Origin of the sequence: Sphingomonas sp. 179-A 2A2 NHS (genome assembly GCF_045371305.1) — a bacterium.
Taxonomy (GTDB): Bacteria; Pseudomonadota; Alphaproteobacteria; order Sphingomonadales; family Sphingomonadaceae; genus Sphingomonas.
The window spans coordinates 281,971-299,229 of record NZ_JBIQDE010000003.1 but is presented as its reverse complement, the minus strand read 5'-3'; the positions used below and the strand labels follow the sequence as shown (position 1 = coordinate 299,229).

Annotated in this window: 20 protein-coding genes; 9 read left to right on the top strand and 11 right to left on the bottom strand. The window is 67.8% G+C overall.

Going from position 1 to position 17,259, the window contains the following annotated elements; all coding sequences use genetic code 11:
- Positions 1-106: 106 nt before the first annotated feature.
- Entirely contained in the window at positions 107-268 is a 162-nt protein-coding gene (locus ACH0AE_RS07800; protein ID WP_294441770.1) for a hypothetical protein, read from the bottom strand.
- 101 nt (positions 269-369) lie between these two features.
- Between ACH0AE_RS07800 and gcvA the strand changes: the two genes are divergently transcribed.
- From gcvA to ACH0AE_RS07785, 3 genes are read left to right on the top strand one after another with little or no spacing between them, the layout of a single operon-like run.
- On the top strand, positions 370-1,257 hold the full coding sequence (gene gcvA / locus ACH0AE_RS07795; RefSeq protein ID WP_294441771.1) for a transcriptional regulator GcvA: 888 nt from the start codon (positions 370-372) through the stop codon (positions 1,255-1,257).
- Positions 1,258-1,291: 34 nt separating this feature from the next.
- Positions 1,292-3,532, top strand: a complete 2,241-nt coding sequence (parC, locus tag ACH0AE_RS07790) for a DNA topoisomerase IV subunit A (RefSeq protein WP_294441772.1) — start codon at positions 1,292-1,294, stop codon at positions 3,530-3,532.
- A gap of 53 nt (positions 3,533-3,585) precedes the next feature.
- Positions 3,586-5,271: a putative bifunctional diguanylate cyclase/phosphodiesterase gene (locus ACH0AE_RS07785; protein WP_406875617.1), complete on the top strand. Its 1,686-nt coding sequence runs from the start codon at positions 3,586-3,588 to the stop codon at positions 5,269-5,271.
- Here ACH0AE_RS07785 and ACH0AE_RS07780 read toward each other — a convergent pair.
- Genes ACH0AE_RS07780 through ACH0AE_RS07765 form a run of 4 tightly spaced genes read right to left on the bottom strand, consistent with a single transcriptional unit; the run spans position 5,241 to position 8,128 of the window.
- Positions 5,241-6,431 (bottom strand): CCA tRNA nucleotidyltransferase, encoded by a 1,191-nt coding sequence (locus ACH0AE_RS07780; protein ID WP_294441774.1) that lies wholly within the window; start codon positions 6,429-6,431, stop codon positions 5,241-5,243. The two genes, ACH0AE_RS07785 and ACH0AE_RS07780, sit on opposite strands and share 31 nt — an antisense overlap.
- A complete protein-coding gene (locus ACH0AE_RS07775) occupies positions 6,419-7,021 on the bottom strand; it encodes a CoA pyrophosphatase (RefSeq protein ID WP_294441775.1) in 603 nt (200 codons plus the stop codon). Before ACH0AE_RS07775 ends, ACH0AE_RS07780 begins: the two co-directional genes overlap by 13 nt.
- Positions 7,018-7,578 carry a DUF1285 domain-containing protein gene (locus ACH0AE_RS07770; protein ID WP_294441776.1) on the bottom strand — a complete coding sequence of 187 codons (561 nt, stop codon included), beginning with the start codon at positions 7,576-7,578 and terminating at the stop codon, positions 7,018-7,020. Before ACH0AE_RS07770 ends, ACH0AE_RS07775 begins: the two co-directional genes overlap by 4 nt.
- A 49-nt stretch (positions 7,579-7,627) precedes the next feature.
- On the bottom strand, positions 7,628-8,128 hold the full coding sequence (locus tag ACH0AE_RS07765; protein WP_294441777.1) for a GNAT family N-acetyltransferase: 501 nt from the start codon (positions 8,126-8,128) through the stop codon (positions 7,628-7,630).
- Between the two features lie 104 nt (positions 8,129-8,232).
- Between ACH0AE_RS07765 and ACH0AE_RS07760 the strand changes: the two genes are divergently transcribed.
- Positions 8,233-8,604 carry a dihydroneopterin aldolase gene (locus ACH0AE_RS07760; RefSeq protein ID WP_294441778.1) on the top strand — a complete coding sequence of 124 codons (372 nt, stop codon included), beginning with the start codon at positions 8,233-8,235 and terminating at the stop codon, positions 8,602-8,604.
- A 54-nt stretch (positions 8,605-8,658) separates the two neighbouring features.
- On the opposite strand, the gene ACH0AE_RS07755 is transcribed toward ACH0AE_RS07760, so the two are convergent.
- Complete coding sequence (locus ACH0AE_RS07755) at positions 8,659-9,432, bottom strand: hypothetical protein (RefSeq protein ID WP_294441779.1); 774 nt, start codon at positions 9,430-9,432, stop codon at positions 8,659-8,661.
- A gap of 345 nt (positions 9,433-9,777) precedes the next feature.
- On the opposite strand from ACH0AE_RS07755, the gene ACH0AE_RS07750 reads away from it, so the two are divergent.
- The 5 genes from ACH0AE_RS07750 (at position 9,778) to ACH0AE_RS07730 (ending at position 12,829) form a co-directional block, all read left to right on the top strand.
- Entirely contained in the window at positions 9,778-10,440 is a 663-nt protein-coding gene (locus ACH0AE_RS07750) for an energy transducer TonB (RefSeq protein WP_294441780.1), read from the top strand.
- 45 nt (positions 10,441-10,485) lie between these two features.
- Positions 10,486-11,286, top strand: a complete 801-nt coding sequence (locus ACH0AE_RS07745) for a MotA/TolQ/ExbB proton channel family protein (protein WP_294441781.1) — start codon at positions 10,486-10,488, stop codon at positions 11,284-11,286.
- A gap of 89 nt (positions 11,287-11,375) precedes the next feature.
- Positions 11,376-11,858, top strand: a complete 483-nt coding sequence (locus tag ACH0AE_RS07740) for a biopolymer transporter ExbD (protein WP_294441782.1) — start codon at positions 11,376-11,378, stop codon at positions 11,856-11,858.
- A 24-nt stretch (positions 11,859-11,882) separates the two neighbouring features.
- On the top strand, positions 11,883-12,311 hold the full coding sequence (locus ACH0AE_RS07735) for a biopolymer transporter ExbD (RefSeq protein WP_294441783.1): 429 nt from the start codon (positions 11,883-11,885) through the stop codon (positions 12,309-12,311).
- 170 nt (positions 12,312-12,481) lie between these two features.
- Entirely contained in the window at positions 12,482-12,829 is a 348-nt protein-coding gene (locus ACH0AE_RS07730) for a tetratricopeptide repeat protein (RefSeq protein ID WP_294441784.1), read from the top strand.
- A 400-nt stretch (positions 12,830-13,229) separates the two neighbouring features.
- Here the strand turns inward: ACH0AE_RS07730 and dcd are convergent, their stop codons facing one another.
- The 5 genes from dcd to ACH0AE_RS07705 all read right to left on the bottom strand — a co-directional run bounded on the left by dcd (position 13,230) and on the right by ACH0AE_RS07705 (position 17,198).
- The gene (gene dcd, locus ACH0AE_RS07725; RefSeq protein WP_294441785.1) at positions 13,230-13,784 is read right to left on the bottom strand and encodes a dCTP deaminase; all 555 of its coding nucleotides are present in this window, start codon (positions 13,782-13,784) and stop codon (positions 13,230-13,232) included.
- Positions 13,785-13,883: 99 nt separating this feature from the next.
- Positions 13,884-14,333: an RES family NAD+ phosphorylase gene (locus ACH0AE_RS07720; protein ID WP_294441786.1), complete on the bottom strand. Its 450-nt coding sequence runs from the start codon at positions 14,331-14,333 to the stop codon at positions 13,884-13,886.
- A 64-nt stretch (positions 14,334-14,397) separates the two neighbouring features.
- The gene (locus ACH0AE_RS07715; RefSeq protein WP_294441787.1) at positions 14,398-15,747 is read right to left on the bottom strand and encodes an ATP-binding protein; all 1,350 of its coding nucleotides are present in this window, start codon (positions 15,745-15,747) and stop codon (positions 14,398-14,400) included.
- Between the two features lie 10 nt (positions 15,748-15,757).
- The gene (locus ACH0AE_RS07710) at positions 15,758-16,477 is read right to left on the bottom strand and encodes a response regulator (protein ID WP_294441849.1); all 720 of its coding nucleotides are present in this window, start codon (positions 16,475-16,477) and stop codon (positions 15,758-15,760) included.
- 79 nt (positions 16,478-16,556) lie between these two features.
- A complete protein-coding gene (locus ACH0AE_RS07705; protein WP_294441788.1) occupies positions 16,557-17,198 on the bottom strand; it encodes an EF-hand domain-containing protein in 642 nt (213 codons plus the stop codon).
- Positions 17,199-17,259: the final 61 nt, after the last annotated feature.

Here is a 17,259-nt window from a genome sequence, read left to right as displayed (position 1 = left end):
CTTGTCGAAGTGCCGGCCGCATCGGCCCGTATGCCGCGGGGCAGGGCGGCGGGCATTCGACAAGCCGGAATGTGTGTTGTTCGTACCGGCTGTCGTAATCCTCGCATCAGCCGCAGCGCTCGCGCCGCGCCGTCTTCCAGGGGGCGTCGAACTGCCTGGCACGCAGCCGGGCGAAGGCGGCCATCGTGTTATCGATCAGCCGGCCGATCCCGCTCGACATGCTGCTGTGGTGCTCGGCCCAGTCGCGGCTAAGGAAATCGTCGCGCATTGTTGCCTCCTCTCGTGACGAGAAGAAGATGACGCTTGCCGCCCCGCGCGGCCAACAAATCGCTGGACCATTTCGATAAGCGGAGCTTATCATCTTCGGCCATGCGACGCCTGCCGTCCCTTGCTGCCGTTCGGGTGTTCGAGGCGGCGGCGCGGCACCAGAATTTCACCGCGGCCGCGCAGGAGCTGGGCATGACCCAGGCGGCCGTCAGCTATCAGATCAAGGTGCTGGAAGAACGGCTTGCAACTACCTTGTTTCGCAGGGAAAAGCGCCGCGTCGCGCTCACCGATATCGGTTCTCGGGTCGCTGCGCAGCTGATCCCGGCGTTCGATGCGATCGACGCCGCCTTCGCGATGGTACGGGCGGAGGATGCCGGGGTGCTGTCGATCACCACGACCAATACCTTCGGCTCGACGTGGCTGGCGCGGCGGATCGGCGGGTTTCAGGCGGCGCACCCCGATCTGGAAGTGCGCATCCAGACGACCAACACGATGATCGATTTCGCGACCGCGGAGGTGGATCTGGCGATCCGCAGTGGCACGGGCGGCTGGCCGGGGCTGACGCAGGAACGGCTGATGGCGGTCGACTTCACGCCGATGTGCAGCCCCGAGTTCTTCGAGCGCCACGGCGGGCCGAAGGTGCCGGCCGATCTGCTGCGGCTGCCGCTGATCAGCCCGGACGATCCCTGGATCGAGCAATGGCTGCGCGATGCGGGGGTGGACTTTGCCGCCGCATCGCTACGCCCGGCCATTCGTTACGATTCCCAGTCGAGCGAGGGGCAGGCGGCGATGGCCGGGCACGGCATCGCGATGCTGACGCCGAAGCTGTGGCAAGGCGAGATCGCGACCGGCCGGCTGGTGCAGCCGTTCGCCCAGGTATCGGAGCTTGGCCTCAGCTACTGGCTGGTCTGCCAGGAGCATCGCCGGCGCGTGCCCAAGATCGCGCGTTTCCGGGAATGGCTGCTGGCGGAGATCGCAAGCGGGCGATAGCCGCGCCCCGCACCCGCTGCTATCGTCGGCGACAATGACCGATCTTCGTGATGACCCCCCGATCGGCGTGCTGGACGCGCCGTTCGATTCCGCGCTTTCCGAACGCTATCTCGTCTATGCGCTGTCGACGATCACCGCGCGATCGCTGCCCGATGTCCGTGATGGGCTGAAGCCGGTGCATCGCCGCTTGTTGTGGGCGATGCGGCTGCTGCGGCTCGATCCGACGCAGGGCTACAAGAAGTGCGCCCGCGTCGTCGGCGACGTGATCGGTAAATACCACCCGCACGGCGACCAGTCGGTCTATGACGCGATGGTCCGCCTCGCGCAGGATTTCGCGCTGCGTTATCCGCTTGTCGACGGGCAGGGCAATTTCGGCAACATCGACGGCGATAATGCTGCGGCCTACCGCTACACCGAGGCGCGGCTGACGCAGGTCGCAATCGACCTGATGGACGGGCTGGACGAGGATGCCGTCGCCTTCCGCCCGACGTACAATGGCGAGGACCAGGAGCCCGAACTGTTCCCGGGCCTGTTCCCCAACCTGCTGGCAAATGGCGCGAGCGGCATTGCCGTGGGCATGGCGACCAGCATTCCGCCGCACAATGCGGCCGAGCTGCTGGACGCGGCGATCGCGCTGATCGACGATCCCGCCGCCGATCCGCTCGCGTTCGTTCAGGGGCCGGACTTCCCGACGGGCGGCCTCTTGGTCGATCCGCCGGCGATCATCCGCGAGGCCTATGCCACGGGGCGCGGATCGTTCCGCGTGCGCTGCCGCTGGAGCGTGGAGCGGGAGAAGGGCGGGGGCTGGCAGATCATCGTCAGCGAGATCCCGTACGGCGTGCAGAAGGGCAAGCTGATCGAGCAGATCGCCGGCCTGGTGAACGACAAGAAGCTGCCGATCCTGGCCGATGTGCGCGACGAATCCGACGCGGAGATCCGCCTGGTGCTGGAGCCGCGCAGCCGGACGGTCGATCCGCAAGTGCTGATGGACGGGCTCTATCGCCTGTCCGATCTCGAGACGCGCGTGCCGCTCAACCTCAACGTGCTGGATGCGCAGCGCACGCCGCGGGTGATGAGCCTGGCGCAGGCGCTGGCGTCGTGGCTGGAACATCAGTTCATCGTGCTTCGCCGCCGCACCGAGCATCGGCTGAACAAGATCGCCGACCGGCTTGAGCTGGTGAAGGGCTATATCACCGCCTTCCTCAACCTCGACCGGGTGATCGAGATCATCCGCACCGAGGACGAGCCCAAGGCGGTGATGATCGCTGAGTTCGACCTGACCGACCGGCAGGCCGAGGCGATCCTCAACATGCGGCTGCGCAGCTTGCGCAAGCTTGAGGAAATGGAGCTGAAGCGCGAACAGGTGGCCCTGGAGAAGGAGCAGGCGAGCCTTCAGCTGCTGCTGGGATCGGACGCGCGCCAGCGGACGCGGATGAAGAAGGATCTGGAGAAGATCCGCGACCGCTATGGCCCGGAGACAGCGCTGGGCAAACGGCGCACGACGATCGAGGAAGCCGCGCCGGCGCGCGACATCCCGCTGGAGGCGATGATCGAGCGCGAGCCGATCACCGTCATCCTGTCGCAGCGCGGCTGGATCCGGGCGATGAAGGGGCATGTCGAGCTGGCCTCCGCCGAGACGCTGAAGTTCAAGGAAGGCGATGGACCCGCCTTTGCCTTCCACGCGCAGACGACGGACAAGCTGCTGCTCGCGGCGGAGAACGGGCGTTTCTACACGCTGGCGGCGGACAAGCTGCCGGGCGGACGCGGCTTCGGCGAGCCGGTGCGCGCGACGATCGACCTCGATGGCGGGATCGGCATCGTTCGGCTGCTGAAGGCGGAGCGCGACGGCAAGCTGCTGGTAGCGGCGAGCGACGGGCGCGGCTTCATCGTGCCGGTGAACGAGGTGCTGGCCGAGACTCGCAAGGGCAAGACGGTGGTGACGCCGCGCACCGGCGCGAAGCTGGCGGTGGTGCGGCCGGTGGCGAAGGACGACGATTACGTCGCTGCGATCGGTGACAATCGCAAGATGGTCGTCTTCCCGCTGGCGGAGCTGGCCGAGATGACGCGCGGGCAGGGATCGCAGCTGCAGCGCTATCGCGACGGTGGCCTGAGCGACGCCATCACGTTCAAGTTCAGCGACGGGCTGAGCTGGCCGATGGGCGGCGACAGCGGGCGGACGCGGACCGAGGCGGACCTGTCGCCATGGCGCACCGCGCGCGGCGCGGCCGGGCGGATGCCGCCGACCGGCTTCCCGCGCGACAACCGCTTCGCCTGACAAGCTTTTCGCGGTTAAGCCAAACTTTACCGCAGAGCCTTAGGCGTCGGCCGATGCGCTTCACCGCCGCAGCACGACCGGACCATGACGCGTTCGCCACGCCCGACGGGCTCTCGGCGTCCGAACGCGCGCTAGAGCTGCTGCCGATCGCGGCGGTGGTGGCGACGCTGGTCGAGGGCAAACTGACCTTCGACCTGCCCAATGCGGTATTCCGCAGCCTGGGCCTCGGCATGGACCCGGTCACCTCCCCATTGGCGCGCGATCTGGGTGGGCGGATCATCGCTTTCCTCGGCGGTGGCGCGGTACGCGACCAGCTGCCGTGGCGGACGGGCAATGCGGTGGAGCAGCGCCATTTCGACGTGACGCTGGCGCGGCTCGATGATGGCACGCGGGCGCGCTGCCTCGTCACGCTGATCGATCATACCGGCGAAGTGCGCACGGAGCTGAGCCTGCGGCGCGAGATGAGCACCGACAGCCTGACCGGGCTGCCGAACCGCGCCGGGTTCAGTGACCGGCTGGAGGCGATGATCGAGGCCGGAGCGCGCGATTACGCGGTGCTGGTGATCGATCTCGACCGCTTCGGCCGCGTGAATTCCTGCCTTGGCAGCATGGCGGGTGACGAATTGCTCATCACCGTCGCAAGGCGGATCAAGGGTGCGCTGCGGACGAACGACGTGCTCGGCCGGATCGGCGGGGACGAATTCGGCATCCTGCTGGCGATCGATTCGGATCGGAGCGAAACCGACCGGGCGGCGCAGCGGATCAGGGCGGTGCTGTCGACGCCGTTCCGGCTGAGTGAACTGGAGATCCGCATTTCCTGCGCGATCGGTATTGCCTTCGGCAGCGAGGCTACGGGCGATGCGGAGGACGTGATCCGCCATGCGCAATTCGCCGTGCGCCGATCCAAGGAGACGGGGCAGGCCGAAGCCTATCAGACGCGGGCCCTGGACCGGGCACGCGAGCAATTCGTGATGGAGACCGCGCTTCGCCGTGCGATCGAGGCGAACCGGCTGGAGCTTCATTACCAGCCGATCTGCGACCTGGGCACCGGGCGGATCGTGGCGTTCGAATCGCTGGCGCGCTGGCCGGGCGAGAACGGCGTCGACATACCGCCCAACGATTTCATCCCCGTCGCCGAGGAATCGGGCCTGATCGTGCCGCTGGGCCGGTGGGCGATCGACGAGGCGATCCGCACGCTGGCGCAATGGGACCAGCGGTCGGGCGGAACATGCGGCGTCAAGGTGGCGGTGAACCTGTCGCCGATCCAGCTGCAGCGCGACCGGATCGCACCCGTGGTGGCCGAGGCGCTGGCGCAGCATCGGCTGAGCGGCGACCGGCTGAAGCTGGAGCTGACCGAAAGCGCGCTGATCGCCGATCCGGACGGCAATGCCGAGATCCTGCGCGCGCTGAAGGCGACGGGCGCGACGATCGCGATGGACGATTTCGGCACCGGCTATTCCAACCTCGCCTATCTCCAGCGGCTGCCGATCGACATATTGAAGATCGACCGCAGCTTCGTGACCGGGATGCTGGGCGACCGCGACAAGATCGCCATCGTCCGCGCGATCCTGAGCCTCGCCCAGGCGCTGGGCATGGAGACGATCGCGGAAGGGATCGAGGGACAGGAACTGGGGCAGACGCTGGCCGCGCTCGGCTGCACCTACGGCCAAGGCTACGCCTATTCGCGACCGCTGCCGGCGGAGGAAGCTTACCGGCTGCTGGTGTCGACCAACAGCTGAGCCGTCACCGCGTCAGCGATCTCGGCGACGCGGGTGGCATCCGGAAAGCCTTCAGCAATCCACTGGCTTTCGACCTGGCGCAGCGCACGGGCGACTTCAGGGCCGCGGGCAATGCCGCGCGCGACGAGATCGCCGCCGGAGATCGGGAGCCGCGGGGGCGTCCAGTCCGCCAGCGCATCGATGCTTTGGCCGGCAAGCAGCAGGCGATCGATCGCGATCTCGCGACCGACGCGGAAGGCGAGCCCGCGCGGGCCTTCGCTGCCGGGGCCGTCGCTGGCCGCGATCAGGCGCTTGCGATCGGCGTTGGACAGGCGAAGCCGCGCACCGACCGACTCGGCGCTGGCGGCGGGGATGAGCGCGGCGAGGCGGCGGATCGGATCGGGGGCGAGGCCAGCAGCGGCTTCGGCGGCGGCGAGATCCTCGAGCGCCGTCACATCGGCGATCTCAGGGAGGACGGGGCGGAAGATGCCGCGCTCTACCATCAGGCGCACGACCGGCACGGCGCGCGGCGCGACGAGGAGCTTCAGCAATTCTGCCGCGATTCGCTCGCGCGACAAGGCCATGAGATCGTTGGCGCGATCGGTGCAGGCATCGAGCCCGGAGGAGTCGATCACGTCGCCGAAGCGCGCGTGAAAACGGAAGAAGCGCAGGATCCGCAAATGATCCTCCGCGATTCGACGATAGGGATCGCCGATGAAGCGCACGTGCCGCGCCTGAAGATCGGCGAGCCCGTCGAACCAGTCGAACACCTCGCCGGAGACCGGATCGGCGTAAAGCGCGTTCATGGTGAAATCGCGCCGCGCCGCATCCTCGCGCCAGTCATCGGTGAAGGCGACCACGGCGTGCCGGCCATCGGTGGAGACGTCGCGCCGCAGCGTCGTCACCTCCACCACCGTGCCTTGCGACACGGCGGTGACAGTGCCGTGGGCGATACCAGTCGGGATTGCCTTTATCCCGGCACCCTCCAGCCGTGCGATCACGTCCTGCGGCGAATGCGGGGTCGCAAGATCGAGATCGGACACGTCATGTCCGAGCAGGGTGTCGCGTACCGCGCCGCCGACATAGCGCGCGCCGCCGTCGGCCGCGTCCAGCGCCTCAGCGAGACGACCAAGGCCAGCGCGATGACGCCAGGCGGCGTCGGGCAGCATCACGCGGTCCATCGCAGCCGCCGCGACAGGTTGACGATCATGGCGGCAGTCGCTCCCCAAATTCGGCGATCCTCCCAGAGGATCTCGTAATAGCGCCGCTGGCGGCCATTCCACTCAACGCTCGCCTCGATCTGATTCTTGGGATCGAGGAGGAAATCGAGCGGCACTTCGAACACGCTGGCGACCTCCGCCTCCGAGGGGCGGAGCGGCAGATCGGGCGGCACCACGCCGACGATGGGCGTCACGGCATAGCCGGTGACGGTGCGGTAGCGATCGGCCTCGCCAAGCACGGTCACGGCGCTCGGCGGCAGCGCGATTTCTTCGTCCGCCTCGCGCAATGCAGCGGTGACGGCATCTTCGCCCGGATCAAGCCGACCGCCGGGGAACGCCACCTGGCCGGCGTGGCTGCGCAGTGTCTCGGTGCGCTGGGTGAGGATCACGCCGGGGCGGGCCCGATCGGTCACTGGCACCAGCACGGCGGCGGGCTTGAGGCTGCCGTCCGACGCGCGCGGCAGATCGACATGGTCGCCGGCCAAGAGGACCGTCTCCTGGCCCATGCCGGCGGTGAGCGCGCGGCCGAGCCGGTCAATGAGTGCGGTCATGATTCGATCGGGAAGAAGGCCCCGCCGCTCCAGATGCCGGGCGGCTCGTCGTCACCCGACAGGGCGCGTTCCGCAAGCTCGTAAAAGAGCGGCCGCGAGATCAGCGCCTCCAGCCCGCCCCGCACGTGGACGTAAGGGTGGGGGCCGTCCTCGCGTTCTTCGAAGCGCAGCGGATGATCGGCCGATACCGTCACCATCTCACCCGTGTTGAGCCGGAAGGCGATCTGCGACTCGCGGCCTTCGCCCTCGGTCTTCATCTCCACCGCGACGAAGGGCGCGTCCTCCACCTCGATATCGAGCTTCTCGACCGGGGTGACGAGGACATAGCCGCCATCGGGCTCGCGGCGCAGGATGCGGCTGAACGCGCGCACCATCGCCATGCGGCCGATCGGAGAGCCTTCGTGAAACCAGGTGCCGTCACGCGCGATCCGCATATCGCTGTGCCCGCAATGCGCCGGGTTCCACAGATCGACGGGCGGCAGACGATCCGCTTCGGTCAGCCGCGCGATGTCGGCGATCGTCAGCGTGCTGAATTCGGGGGGAGGCGCCATTGGCATGAGCCCGAGGTAGGGAAGCGCGGCATCCGGGTAAAGATGCCGCCCACGATCACGCCAGCGCCGCGACGCGCGGGCCGATCGTCCCGGCGCCCGCAGGCACCCCGGCGCCGCGGGCGAGGAGGCGCCGCTGCTCGAACGGGCCGGGCAGGCGCCATTCGCCGGTGCGATCGGCGGAGAAGCCGAAAAAGCGGCCGTAATATTCGGGATCGCCGATGAGCATCAGCGGCGCATCACCCATCCGTTCCAGCGCCGCGGCGACCAGCATCCGGCCGATGCCGTCACGTTGCCGGGCGGGCTCCACCGCCACCGGGCCGACCAGCGCCATGGGCACGCAGCGCCCGTCATCGCCGGTGAATTGCACCGGCCAGAGCTGGATCGAGCCGACCAACGCGCCATCGTCAACCGCAGCAAGGCTGGGGCCGGTGAGGGCGGCGACTCCGTCGCGAAGGCGATAGGCGGTGCGGCCGTGGCGGTCGGCGCCGAAGGCACGATCGAGCAATTGCTCCACCGCCTGCGATTCCACCGTTTCCAGCCCCACGAGCTCGATCATGCCTGCCTCCCGCCCCAGAATCAGGGGGTGGCGCGCCTTAGACCCTGCAGGCCTGAACGCAAGCGGAATGGCGCCGCGGCGAAAGTGCCGCTAAGCGCGCGGGGGTGGAAGACACGCTCGAACTCGAAGTGCACGATCTGGAAGTGCCGGTGCTGACCGGCGTCTATTCAGAGGAGACGCACCTGCCGCAGCCGCTGCGGATATCGTTGACGGTGCTGCTGGATGCCCTGCCGCATTTCGCGCCGGATACGCCGCTGACGGCATCGAAGAACTATCTCGACCTGAAGCATGCCGCGACCGACGCATTGCCGCCGGGTGTGCATTTCACGCTGATCGAGGGCGTTGCCGATCATATCGCCGAGACATTGTTCCTGCAGGACAAGCGGGTGCGGCGGGTGAAGGTGAAGATCGTCAAGCTGGCGATCGCCGAGGCGGGCGAATCGATCGGGATCACGCTGGTCCGCCACCGCCGTTAAGGCGCGGCGGGTATCCGCCTCGCCCGGCGATGGCGCAGGGCGAGGCCTTCAACGTTACTGCGCCGGGCCCTGATCGCCGCGATCGCACGGGCCGAGCTGCTGGATCACGTAGCGATAATCCTCGCGCGCGACGGCGGCGTCGGCGGGCTCCAGCGCCTGCGTGCTGCGCGCCGGCAGGGCCGGGGGCAGGGCGCAGGCGAGGCGATACCATAGCAACGTGTCACGCTGCGGCGGGCCGGCGGCGTCGTCCACGATCTCCGACAGCGCAACGGCCCAGCGCGGCTGCTCGCCCGGACGGCGCAGGATCGATAGCGAGACGGGGCGATTGTCCTGCGTCGTCAGGAACACCTGGGTCTCGCCTTCGCCCGGCAGCGAGCCGGGCACGTGGAAGGCGTTACCGATGCCGGTGACGACCGGAGGCGCATCACCGGCGATCACTTCCTGCGCGATACGGCGGGTGAGGGCGTCAACCTCGGGCGACCACCATAGCTGCGCCGAGGGGGAGATGAGCTGGAGCTGAGTCGGGCTGCCGGGAACCGGGCGGGCGAACAGCAGCACGCGGGCGCGTTTCAGCTTCGGCTGGCGCCCGTCGGGGCCGAGCGGGGCATCGAGGAGATAGCCGACGCGCGGCGGGATGGCCCCGGGGCCGCGGACCAGCGCCAGGACATCGGCCTCTATATAATAGCGTGTGTACCCCGGCGAGACATTGGCGGCCTCCGCGCCCTTGATGCGCGTGGCGGAACGGATCGTTGCATCAACGATCACCGGACTCGCGATCACCATGTCCGCGATCCGCGCATAGGACAGCGCGGGGGCGGCGGGAACCATCGCGGGTCCCGGTTGTTGCGCATTGAGCGCGGCGGGAATCTGGAGCGGCGCCGTGGCCATCGCGAGGCCCAGCCAAACCGAACTTTTTCTTAGGGAAGCCATGCCCTTCGGTTAATCGATCCCCTTCCCGTGATACAGAAATAAATCTGCAGCAAGGCGATTGTTCGTTTGTTGCGTCCGACAAAGCGTTTGCGTGTCGTTAAGGCGCAAGTTAGGACTCGCACACCGCAGGGGTGTCGTTTAGCCCTTGCGGACGGACCGGCACGCCTACTCCGCCCCCCGCGGAGGCCGTGGCAGGCCGCCCGGCCCCTTCGGGCCATAGGGATTAGGGAGTGCTTTTGCTGAATGGCCTACTCTGACCAGAAGATGAGCGGGAGCAAGATCGTCGCGATCGTTATTGTCGCGTTGATCCATGCTGCTCTCGGCTACGCCTTCGTCACCGGCCTCGCGTTCCAATACGTGAAAAAGGTTTCGGAGAAGCTGAATACGTTCGACGTGGAGGAGCCGCCTCCCCCGCCGCCGGATGAGCCGCCGCCCCCGCCGCCGGATATTCCGATGACGCCGCCGCCCGTCGTGGCGCCGCCGCCCATCGTGACGACTCCGTCGCCGCCCGTCGTCATCGCGACCGTGCCGACTCCGCCGCCGGTATACGTGCCGACGCCGGTCTCGCCGCCTGCGCCGCCGCCCGCTCCCCCGGCTCCGCCGGTGGTCAGCAAGGCTGCGGGTGCCAAGGGCGATCCGGCACAGTGGATCACGAATGACGATTATCCGCCCAGCTCGATCCGTGCCGAGGAAGAAGGCACGACTGCGATCAAGTGGACAATCAATACGCAGGGACGTGTCGAGAACTGTGTCGTGACGGAATCGAGCGGATCCAACGCCCTCGACCAGGCGGCTTGCCGGGCACTGACCCGCCGGGCGCGCTATTCGCCGGCGACCGACGCTGCGGGTAACCCGATCGCAACGACGCAGAGCCGTCGCGTGGTCTGGCGCCTGCCGCGGGACTGATCTTCACACGCCAGAATTTGCGCTTTTCAGAGGGATACCAATCGAATGATCACCACCATCCTCGCTGCAGCCGCCGACCCGGCCGCACACGGCGGCGAAAACCCGTACGGCCTGGCCGCCGCGCTCGAGCAGGGCGGCATCATCGCCCAGAGCACCTTCGGCATCCTCGTGCTGATGTCGGTCGTCTCGTTCTACATCATGTTCACCAAGCTCTTCGAGCAGCAGAAGATCATCAACCAGGCGAAGCGCGTGCGCGCCTCGTTCTGGCAGACGACCTCGCTGCGCGAAGGTTCGGCGAAGCTGGAGAAGAACTCGGCCTACAAGCAGATCGTCGACGACGGCCTGCAGGCGCAGGAGCAGCACGCCAAGCTGACCGATCCGGTCGAAGCACATGACTGGCTGCACGGCTCGCTCGCTCGCTCGGAAGCGATGATCAACTCGCGTCTGGGCACCGGCCTCGCGTTCCTCGCGACCGTGGGTGCGACGGCGCCGTTCATCGGCCTGTTCGGTACGGTTATCGGCATCTACCGCGCGCTCATCAAGATCGGTGCGGCTGGCCAGGCGTCGATCGACGCGGTCGCCGGTCCGGTCGGTGAAGCGCTCATCATGACCGCGCTCGGTCTCGCCGTGGCCGTTCCGGCGGTGCTCGGCTACAACTGGCTGCAGCGTCGCAACAAGTCGATCGCGGAAGAGCTGTCGGCCTTCTCGAACGACGTGCTCGGCTACCTCGCGTCGAACGGCGCGGTGCGCCCGACGGTTGCCGGCGCGGCCAAGCCGGTTGCTGCCAAGCCGGTCGGCACCACCACGGCCGGTCAGACCGGCGGCGTGCAGCCGACCCGCTCGTAATGGGGGAAAGCGGGGTTGCCGCTCGGCGGCCCCGCCACCTTTCCCGGCCGGATGACCGGCGGGAACGAAGACATAGGATAGCCTGACTTATGGCGATGAGCGTTGGTGGAGACTCCGCCGCAGAAACCCCGATGTCGGACATCAACACGACGCCCCTCGTGGACGTCATGCTGGTGCTCCTCATCATCTTCCTGATCGCGGTCCCGGTCGTGATCCAGACGGTCCCGGTGCAGCTGCCGCAGGTCCGCTTCGACCCGACGACGACCAAGCCTGAGAATGTCTCGCTCTCGATCACCTCGGAGGACGGTCAGTGCGCCGTGTACTGGGGCATGACGAAGGTGACCCACCAGGAGCTGCTCGATCGCGCGGTGGCCAAGCTGAAGGCCGAGATCGAGCGCCAGGGCGGGGTCAATGCTCCGGGCCTGGAGCTTCCGGAAGCGCATGTGCGCGGCGACGTAAACACGCCGTGGAAGTGCGTGGCAGGCGCGATCTACAACATGCAGATGGCAGGCTTCGCCAAGGTGGGGTTCATTTCCGAACCGCCCCCGGGTGAGAACGTCTCGCGTCTTTAAGCACAGCCACGAGGAGTAATCGAAATGGCAATGAGTGGCGGCAAAGACGATGGCGAGCCGATGATGGAGATGAACACGACGCCGTTGATCGACGTCATGCTCGTGCTCCTCATCATGTTCATCATCACCATCCCGATCCAAACCCACGCGGTGAAGGTGGATCTTCCGCAGAATTCGCCGAACAACGCGCCGCCGCCGGTCCAGCCGGACAAGAACAAGATCGCGATCGCGGCCGATGGCACGATCACGTGGAACGGTTCGCCGGTCGATGCGGTGCGGCTGCGTCAGTACCTCGACGTGTCGGCAGCGATGAACCCGGAGCCGGAGCTGCACTTCCAGCCTGATCCGCAGGTGCGCTACGACGTCGTTGATCAGACGCTGGCGGTGATCAAGCGGTCGAACATCACGAAGCTCGGCTTCATCGGCAACGAGCAGTATTACCGCGACTTCTAAGTCCGCGGCGATCTGCGAACGATACGGGCGGCCCCTGGCGGGCCGCCCTTTTTTTATGTGCGTCGCGCGTCGGCCCCTGGAGTCATTGCATCACTGTCTCAAAAGTGACATTCTCCTGTCACAAAAATGAAACGCAGGCGTCATCCGCCTGTCATGCTGGGAGAATGGATATGCGCGTTATCCTCTTGGCGCTCTGCGGTGCTGCGATCGCCGCTACACCGGCGGCGGCGAGCGACCGGACCGGCTACCAGGCAATCTCGGCCGGTGATTACCAGGCAGCGGAAGCCACGCTTGTGGCGGAGCGGCGCATCTTCCCGCGCCGGCCTGAGCTGATGATCAACCTTGCGACCGTCTATGCCCGCACCGGCCGCATCGGCGAGGCGGCGTCGCTGTACCGTGCGGCACTGAACGCGAGCGATGTCGAGATGGCGATGCCCAATGGCGAGGTGGAGTCCTCCCGCGAGGTGGCACAACGCGGGCTCGACCGGCTGGGCGGGGTGACGCTCGCGGGGCGCTGATCAACCGCGTAAGCTGGTTTGCGCGGTCGCTTTGAGGGCGCTGACGGCGCATGCCTTGCCCCTGAATGCTGCCGGCGTTCAGCTAAGCTCGAGGTAGAAGCGGGATCCCGGGTCCAGCCCGGGGTGCCGGGGCGTCCCGGCACTATCGGCAAGATGCGCCCGGACGCTTTCTGGCCCAGGCGGAATGACCGATCGGCTTGGGCGTGGATGATCGTTCACCGGTGCCGGCGTGCCCGAAGAAATCTCCTCCGTCGGGGCGGCCGTGACGAGGTGGCGCCGCGCCGGGGAGCCGTCAGAATACCTGAGCGCGTCCTGACTGCACCTGGCTTCCCGCAGGGCATCAGTCTTGTCGGGTTCTGTGGTTCGCCCCTTGTCGTTGGAGGGCCTTACCGCCTTCCGCTCACAGCCGCGGCAGGGTGACGCCGCGCTGGCCCATATATTTGCCGGCGCGATCGGCGTAGCTGATCTCGCACGGCTCGTTCCCTTGCAGGAACAGGAACTGGCACGCGCCCTCGTTGGCGTAGATCTTGGCCGGCAGCGGGGTGGTGTTCGAGAACTCCAGCGTCACATGGCCTTCCCAGCCGGGTTCCAGCGGGGTGACGTTCACGATGATCCCGCAGCGCGCATAGGTCGACTTGCCGAGGCAGATCACCAGCACGTCGCGGGGCACGCGGAAATATTCCACCGTCCGCGCCAGCGCGAAGCTGTTGGGCGGGATGATGCAGACGTCCGTCTTGCGATCGACGAAGCTGTTGGCGGCGAAATCCTTCGGGTCCACCGTCGCCGAATCGACGTTGGTGAAGATCTTGAATTCGTCTGCGACCCGAGCGTCATAGCCGTAGGAGCTGAGACCGTAGCTGATGCAGCCATCGCGCCGCTGTGCCTCGACGAACGGCTCGATCATGCCGTTGGTGAGCGCCTGCTCGCGAATCCACCGGTCTGACTGCACGGACATTGTTGCGCTCCCTCCGCCGCGCTCTTCGCCGCCCGCGCGCGGCTTGGCAAGGTGCTGGTGCGTGTGGCGGTGCGAGAGGATGTGGCCGGCTCGTGGAGATCAGCTGCCGTGCGCCAACGGTCTGTCGAGGGGGGTCAGGCAGCGAGGTTCAAAGACCACGACGTGCGAGAGGCGGGGGCTCGAGCGCGACGAGTAGACCATCGCTTCCGCGCCGAGCTGTCTTGCCGCGTCAGACAACGGCCAGGTGGGCGGCGTCTCGCCTCGCCTGATGAAATCCTGCCAGTCAGCCGAGGCCGCCGTCACCTCTCGAATGTCCGCGGCACGGTTCGTCAGGAGGCGTAGCGGAACGAGGATGCGTCGGATGCCATCGGCGGCGTAGCGGCGCATGGCGAGCTCCGCGCCCTCCGGGCTTAGCGACGCATAGATGGCGATCTGGCCAAAATGGTGGAACCGGCCGCTCGGCGCCCTTGCCGGCGCCATCGGTGTGTTGATGAGCGCTTCATCGAGCAGGCGCCAGATGTTGGCCTCGAATGGTGCCGTGGGGATCATGCCTGCTGGCGCGGCGCTGCTGCGTTGGCCGCTGCCGATCGGCGAAGCACTGCGCCGCCGCCCGTCACCGCGGCAGGGTGATCGTGGCGGTGAGGCCGCCGCCGTCGCGGTTGGCGAGGGTGATGTCGCCGCCGGCATCGCGGACGATGGCGCGGGCGAGCGCCAGGCCAAGGCCGATGCCACCGGTATCGCGGTTGCGTGATCCTTCGAGGCGCGTGAAGGGATCGAACACGGCCTCCATGCGATCGGCCGGGATGCCGGGGCCGCGATCGGCGACGCAGACGAGGACGCGGCCGGGTGTCTGCTGCAGCGAGACCTCGACGGCGCCGGCATATTTGATCGCATTCTCGATGAGGTTGCGCACCGCGCGGCGGAAGAGCGTGGGGCGAAGCCGCATGCGGAGGCGATCGGCCTCCTCGAATGAGACATCGGCGCCAAGGTCGCGGAAATCCTCGACCACCGCATCGACCAGCGCGGCGAGATCGACTTCAGTGATCGCTTCGCTCGGGCGGCCAAGGCGGGCGAGCGAGAGGATGTCGTCCAGCGTGCGGCTCATTTCCTCGATCGTGTCGGCCATGCGGGCGCGGTCCTGCTCGTCCTCGACCGACTCGATCCGCACGCGAAGCGCCGCAAGGGGCGTGCGCAGATCGTGGCCGATTGCGCCGAGCATCCGGTCCTTTTCTTCGAGCATCGCGGTGACGCGGCGAGTAAGCGCGTTGAACGCGGCGACCACGTCGCGCACATCGCTCGGCCCGTCGACCGCCAGCGGCTCGGGCGCGCTGCCCGGCGTGAAGTTGCGGGCTGCCACCGCAAGCGCGCGCAGCGGGCGCGCGATGCGGCGCGCCAGCCACAGGACAGGGACGAGGATCAGGACATAGATGATCAGCGTCTGGGCAAAGAGCGCCCAGATGATGCGCATGTCCCGGCGCGGCCAGGGCGCGTTGGTGCTGATCCAGCTGCCGTCGGGCTGCTGCACCGCAATGACCAACGTGTCAGCGATTCGGGCGCGGTGCGCGCGGCCAAGGCGCCGTTGCCGCTCGTCGGAGACGCGGGTCGTCGGCTCGCGGGCATCGGCCGGACGAAGGCCGACCTCGATCCGCCCGGGGCTGACGCCGGCTTCGATCAGCTGGCGGCGCAGCTCCTCGGCGACGTCAGGGTGACGTTCCCAGGCAGGCTCGAGCGGATTGGCGGCGCGGCGGCGGACGCGGCCGCGGTCCTCGAAGATCGGCCGCTCGTCCGCGCGTTCAAGTGCGTCGGCGATCCGCACCGCGGCCGGACGGGTGGCCTGGGCGAGGCGGAAGTTGGCGCGATCGCGCAGCACGAGCGCAAGATTGATCGCCTGCGCGGCGAACAGGGCGATCGCCAGCAGCAGCGCCAACTGGCCCGGCAGGTTGCGAGGGAAGGGGAGCCTCACGCTCGGGCCGTCACAGCCGGGTTACTTCCGCGGCCAGCGTATAGCCGCCGCCCCATACCGTCTTGATCAGCTGCGGCGACTTGGGGTCGGCCTCGATCTTCTTGCGCAGGCGGCTGACCTGGTTGTCGATCGCGCGATCGAAGGCGGCCGCTTCGCGCCCTTGCGTGAGATCGAGCAGCTGGTCGCGGGTCAGCACCTGGCGCGGCCGGGTGACCAAGGCGTGGAGGAGGTTGTACTCGCCGGTCGACAGCGGGACGGCGACGCCCTCGCGATCGACCAGGGTGCGCTCGCCCGTCTTCAGCACCCAGCCGGCAAAGGCATAGGCGCTCGCGTCAGGTGCATGCTGCCGCGTGCCGCCGCCGCGCAGCCGGCGCAGCACGACCTTGATCCGGGCGGCAAGCTCGCGCGGGGAGAAGGGCTTTACGACATAATCGTCGGCGCCCATTTCCAGGCCGACGATCCGGTCGGTCTCCTCGGTACGCGCGGTGAGCAGGATGACGGGGATATCGCTGGTCTCGCGAATGTGGCGACACAGGCTGAGCCCGTCCTCGCCCGGCATCATGATGTCGAGCACCACGAGATCGATCGCATAAGCGCCGAGCCGCGCACGGGCAGCCTCGGCATCACCCACCTGGGTGACACGGAAGCCCTGTTTGGTGAGATATTGCGCCAGCGGCTCGCGGATAGAGCGCTCGTCGTCGACGAGCAGCAGGTGGGGCAGTTCGGCCATGGCGTCGGTGTCTAGCATGTCATGCTCCCGCGGGAAGCGCCGGGCGGGCTGAGAGGTCCCCGCCCGGCGCGCGCCGGCGTCAGCGAGCGCCGCCGGGCTGCGCTGCGCCACCGCCGCGACGCGCCTTCATGGCGTCACGGGCGGCGTCGCGTTCGGCCTGGTCGATCTTGCCGTCTCGATTGGTGTCGAGCCGGTCGAACATGGCCTGGGTTGCGGCGACGGCTTCGGCCTTGGTGACGACGCCGTCGCGGTTGGTGTCGGCCATGGCCATTGCGGCCATCGCGCCGCCGTGGCCGCGCCCGACGTGGCGCATGCCGTCCGGCCCGCCGCGCCCGCCGCGGTGCATGCCGCGCATTGCCTGGCGTTCGGTCGCGTCGATCTTGCCGTCCTTGTTGGCATCCGCCCGGTCGAAGCGGGCAAGCGCCGCCTGACGCATCTGCTCCTGCGTGATGTCCGGCATGTTGGTGCGGCGGCCGGACCGCTCGTCGGCGGTGATCTTGCCGTCCTTGTTGGCATCGAGCTTCGCGAAGCGCGCGTCAGTGGCGGCGATGACTTCGGCGCGGGTGATCACGCCGTCCTTGTTAAGATCGAGGCCCATGCCGCGATCCCCGCGGAACTTGCCCGCTGCGGTCGGCGCGGTCGTCTGGCCAGCGGTCTGCGCCGCGGCGATGCCGGTGGTGGTGGTGCCTGCGAGCGCGGCGGCGATGATGATACGCTTCATCCGTAATGATCCTTCGTGCGATGCGGGACCTTCCCCGCTGATGGGACCGATATGGAACCCA

Excerpts from the sequence above, each read along its gene's own strand:
- ACH0AE_RS07800 (WP_294441770.1), bottom strand. The coding sequence starts at position 268 with ATGCGCGACGATTTCCTTAGCCGCGACTGGGCCGAGCACCACAGCAGC.
- gcvA (WP_294441771.1), top strand. The coding sequence starts at position 370 with ATGCGACGCCTGCCGTCCCTTGCTGCCGTTCGGGTGTTCGAGGCGGCG.
- parC (WP_294441772.1), top strand. The coding sequence starts at position 1,292 with ATGACCGATCTTCGTGATGACCCCCCGATCGGCGTGCTGGACGCGCCG.
- ACH0AE_RS07785 (WP_406875617.1), top strand. The coding sequence starts at position 3,586 with ATGCGCTTCACCGCCGCAGCACGACCGGACCATGACGCGTTCGCCACG.
- ACH0AE_RS07780 (WP_294441774.1), bottom strand. The coding sequence starts at position 6,431 with ATGGACCGCGTGATGCTGCCCGACGCCGCCTGGCGTCATCGCGCTGGC.
- ACH0AE_RS07775 (WP_294441775.1), bottom strand. The coding sequence starts at position 7,021 with ATGACCGCACTCATTGACCGGCTCGGCCGCGCGCTCACCGCCGGCATG.
- ACH0AE_RS07770 (WP_294441776.1), bottom strand. The coding sequence starts at position 7,578 with ATGCCAATGGCGCCTCCCCCCGAATTCAGCACGCTGACGATCGCCGAC.
- ACH0AE_RS07765 (WP_294441777.1), bottom strand. The coding sequence starts at position 8,128 with ATGATCGAGCTCGTGGGGCTGGAAACGGTGGAATCGCAGGCGGTGGAG.
- ACH0AE_RS07755 (WP_294441779.1), bottom strand. The coding sequence starts at position 9,432 with ATGGTTCCCGCCGCCCCCGCGCTGTCCTATGCGCGGATCGCGGACATG.
- ACH0AE_RS07750 (WP_294441780.1), top strand. The coding sequence starts at position 9,778 with ATGGCCTACTCTGACCAGAAGATGAGCGGGAGCAAGATCGTCGCGATC.
- ACH0AE_RS07745 (WP_294441781.1), top strand. The coding sequence starts at position 10,486 with ATGATCACCACCATCCTCGCTGCAGCCGCCGACCCGGCCGCACACGGC.
- ACH0AE_RS07740 (WP_294441782.1), top strand. The coding sequence starts at position 11,376 with ATGGCGATGAGCGTTGGTGGAGACTCCGCCGCAGAAACCCCGATGTCG.
- ACH0AE_RS07735 (WP_294441783.1), top strand. The coding sequence starts at position 11,883 with ATGGCAATGAGTGGCGGCAAAGACGATGGCGAGCCGATGATGGAGATG.
- ACH0AE_RS07730 (WP_294441784.1), top strand. The coding sequence starts at position 12,482 with ATGCGCGTTATCCTCTTGGCGCTCTGCGGTGCTGCGATCGCCGCTACA.
- dcd (WP_294441785.1), bottom strand. The coding sequence starts at position 13,784 with ATGTCCGTGCAGTCAGACCGGTGGATTCGCGAGCAGGCGCTCACCAAC.
- ACH0AE_RS07720 (WP_294441786.1), bottom strand. The coding sequence starts at position 14,333 with ATGATCCCCACGGCACCATTCGAGGCCAACATCTGGCGCCTGCTCGAT.
- ACH0AE_RS07710 (WP_294441849.1), bottom strand. The coding sequence starts at position 16,477 with ATGGCCGAACTGCCCCACCTGCTGCTCGTCGACGACGAGCGCTCTATC.
- ACH0AE_RS07705 (WP_294441788.1), bottom strand. The coding sequence starts at position 17,198 with ATGAAGCGTATCATCATCGCCGCCGCGCTCGCAGGCACCACCACCACC.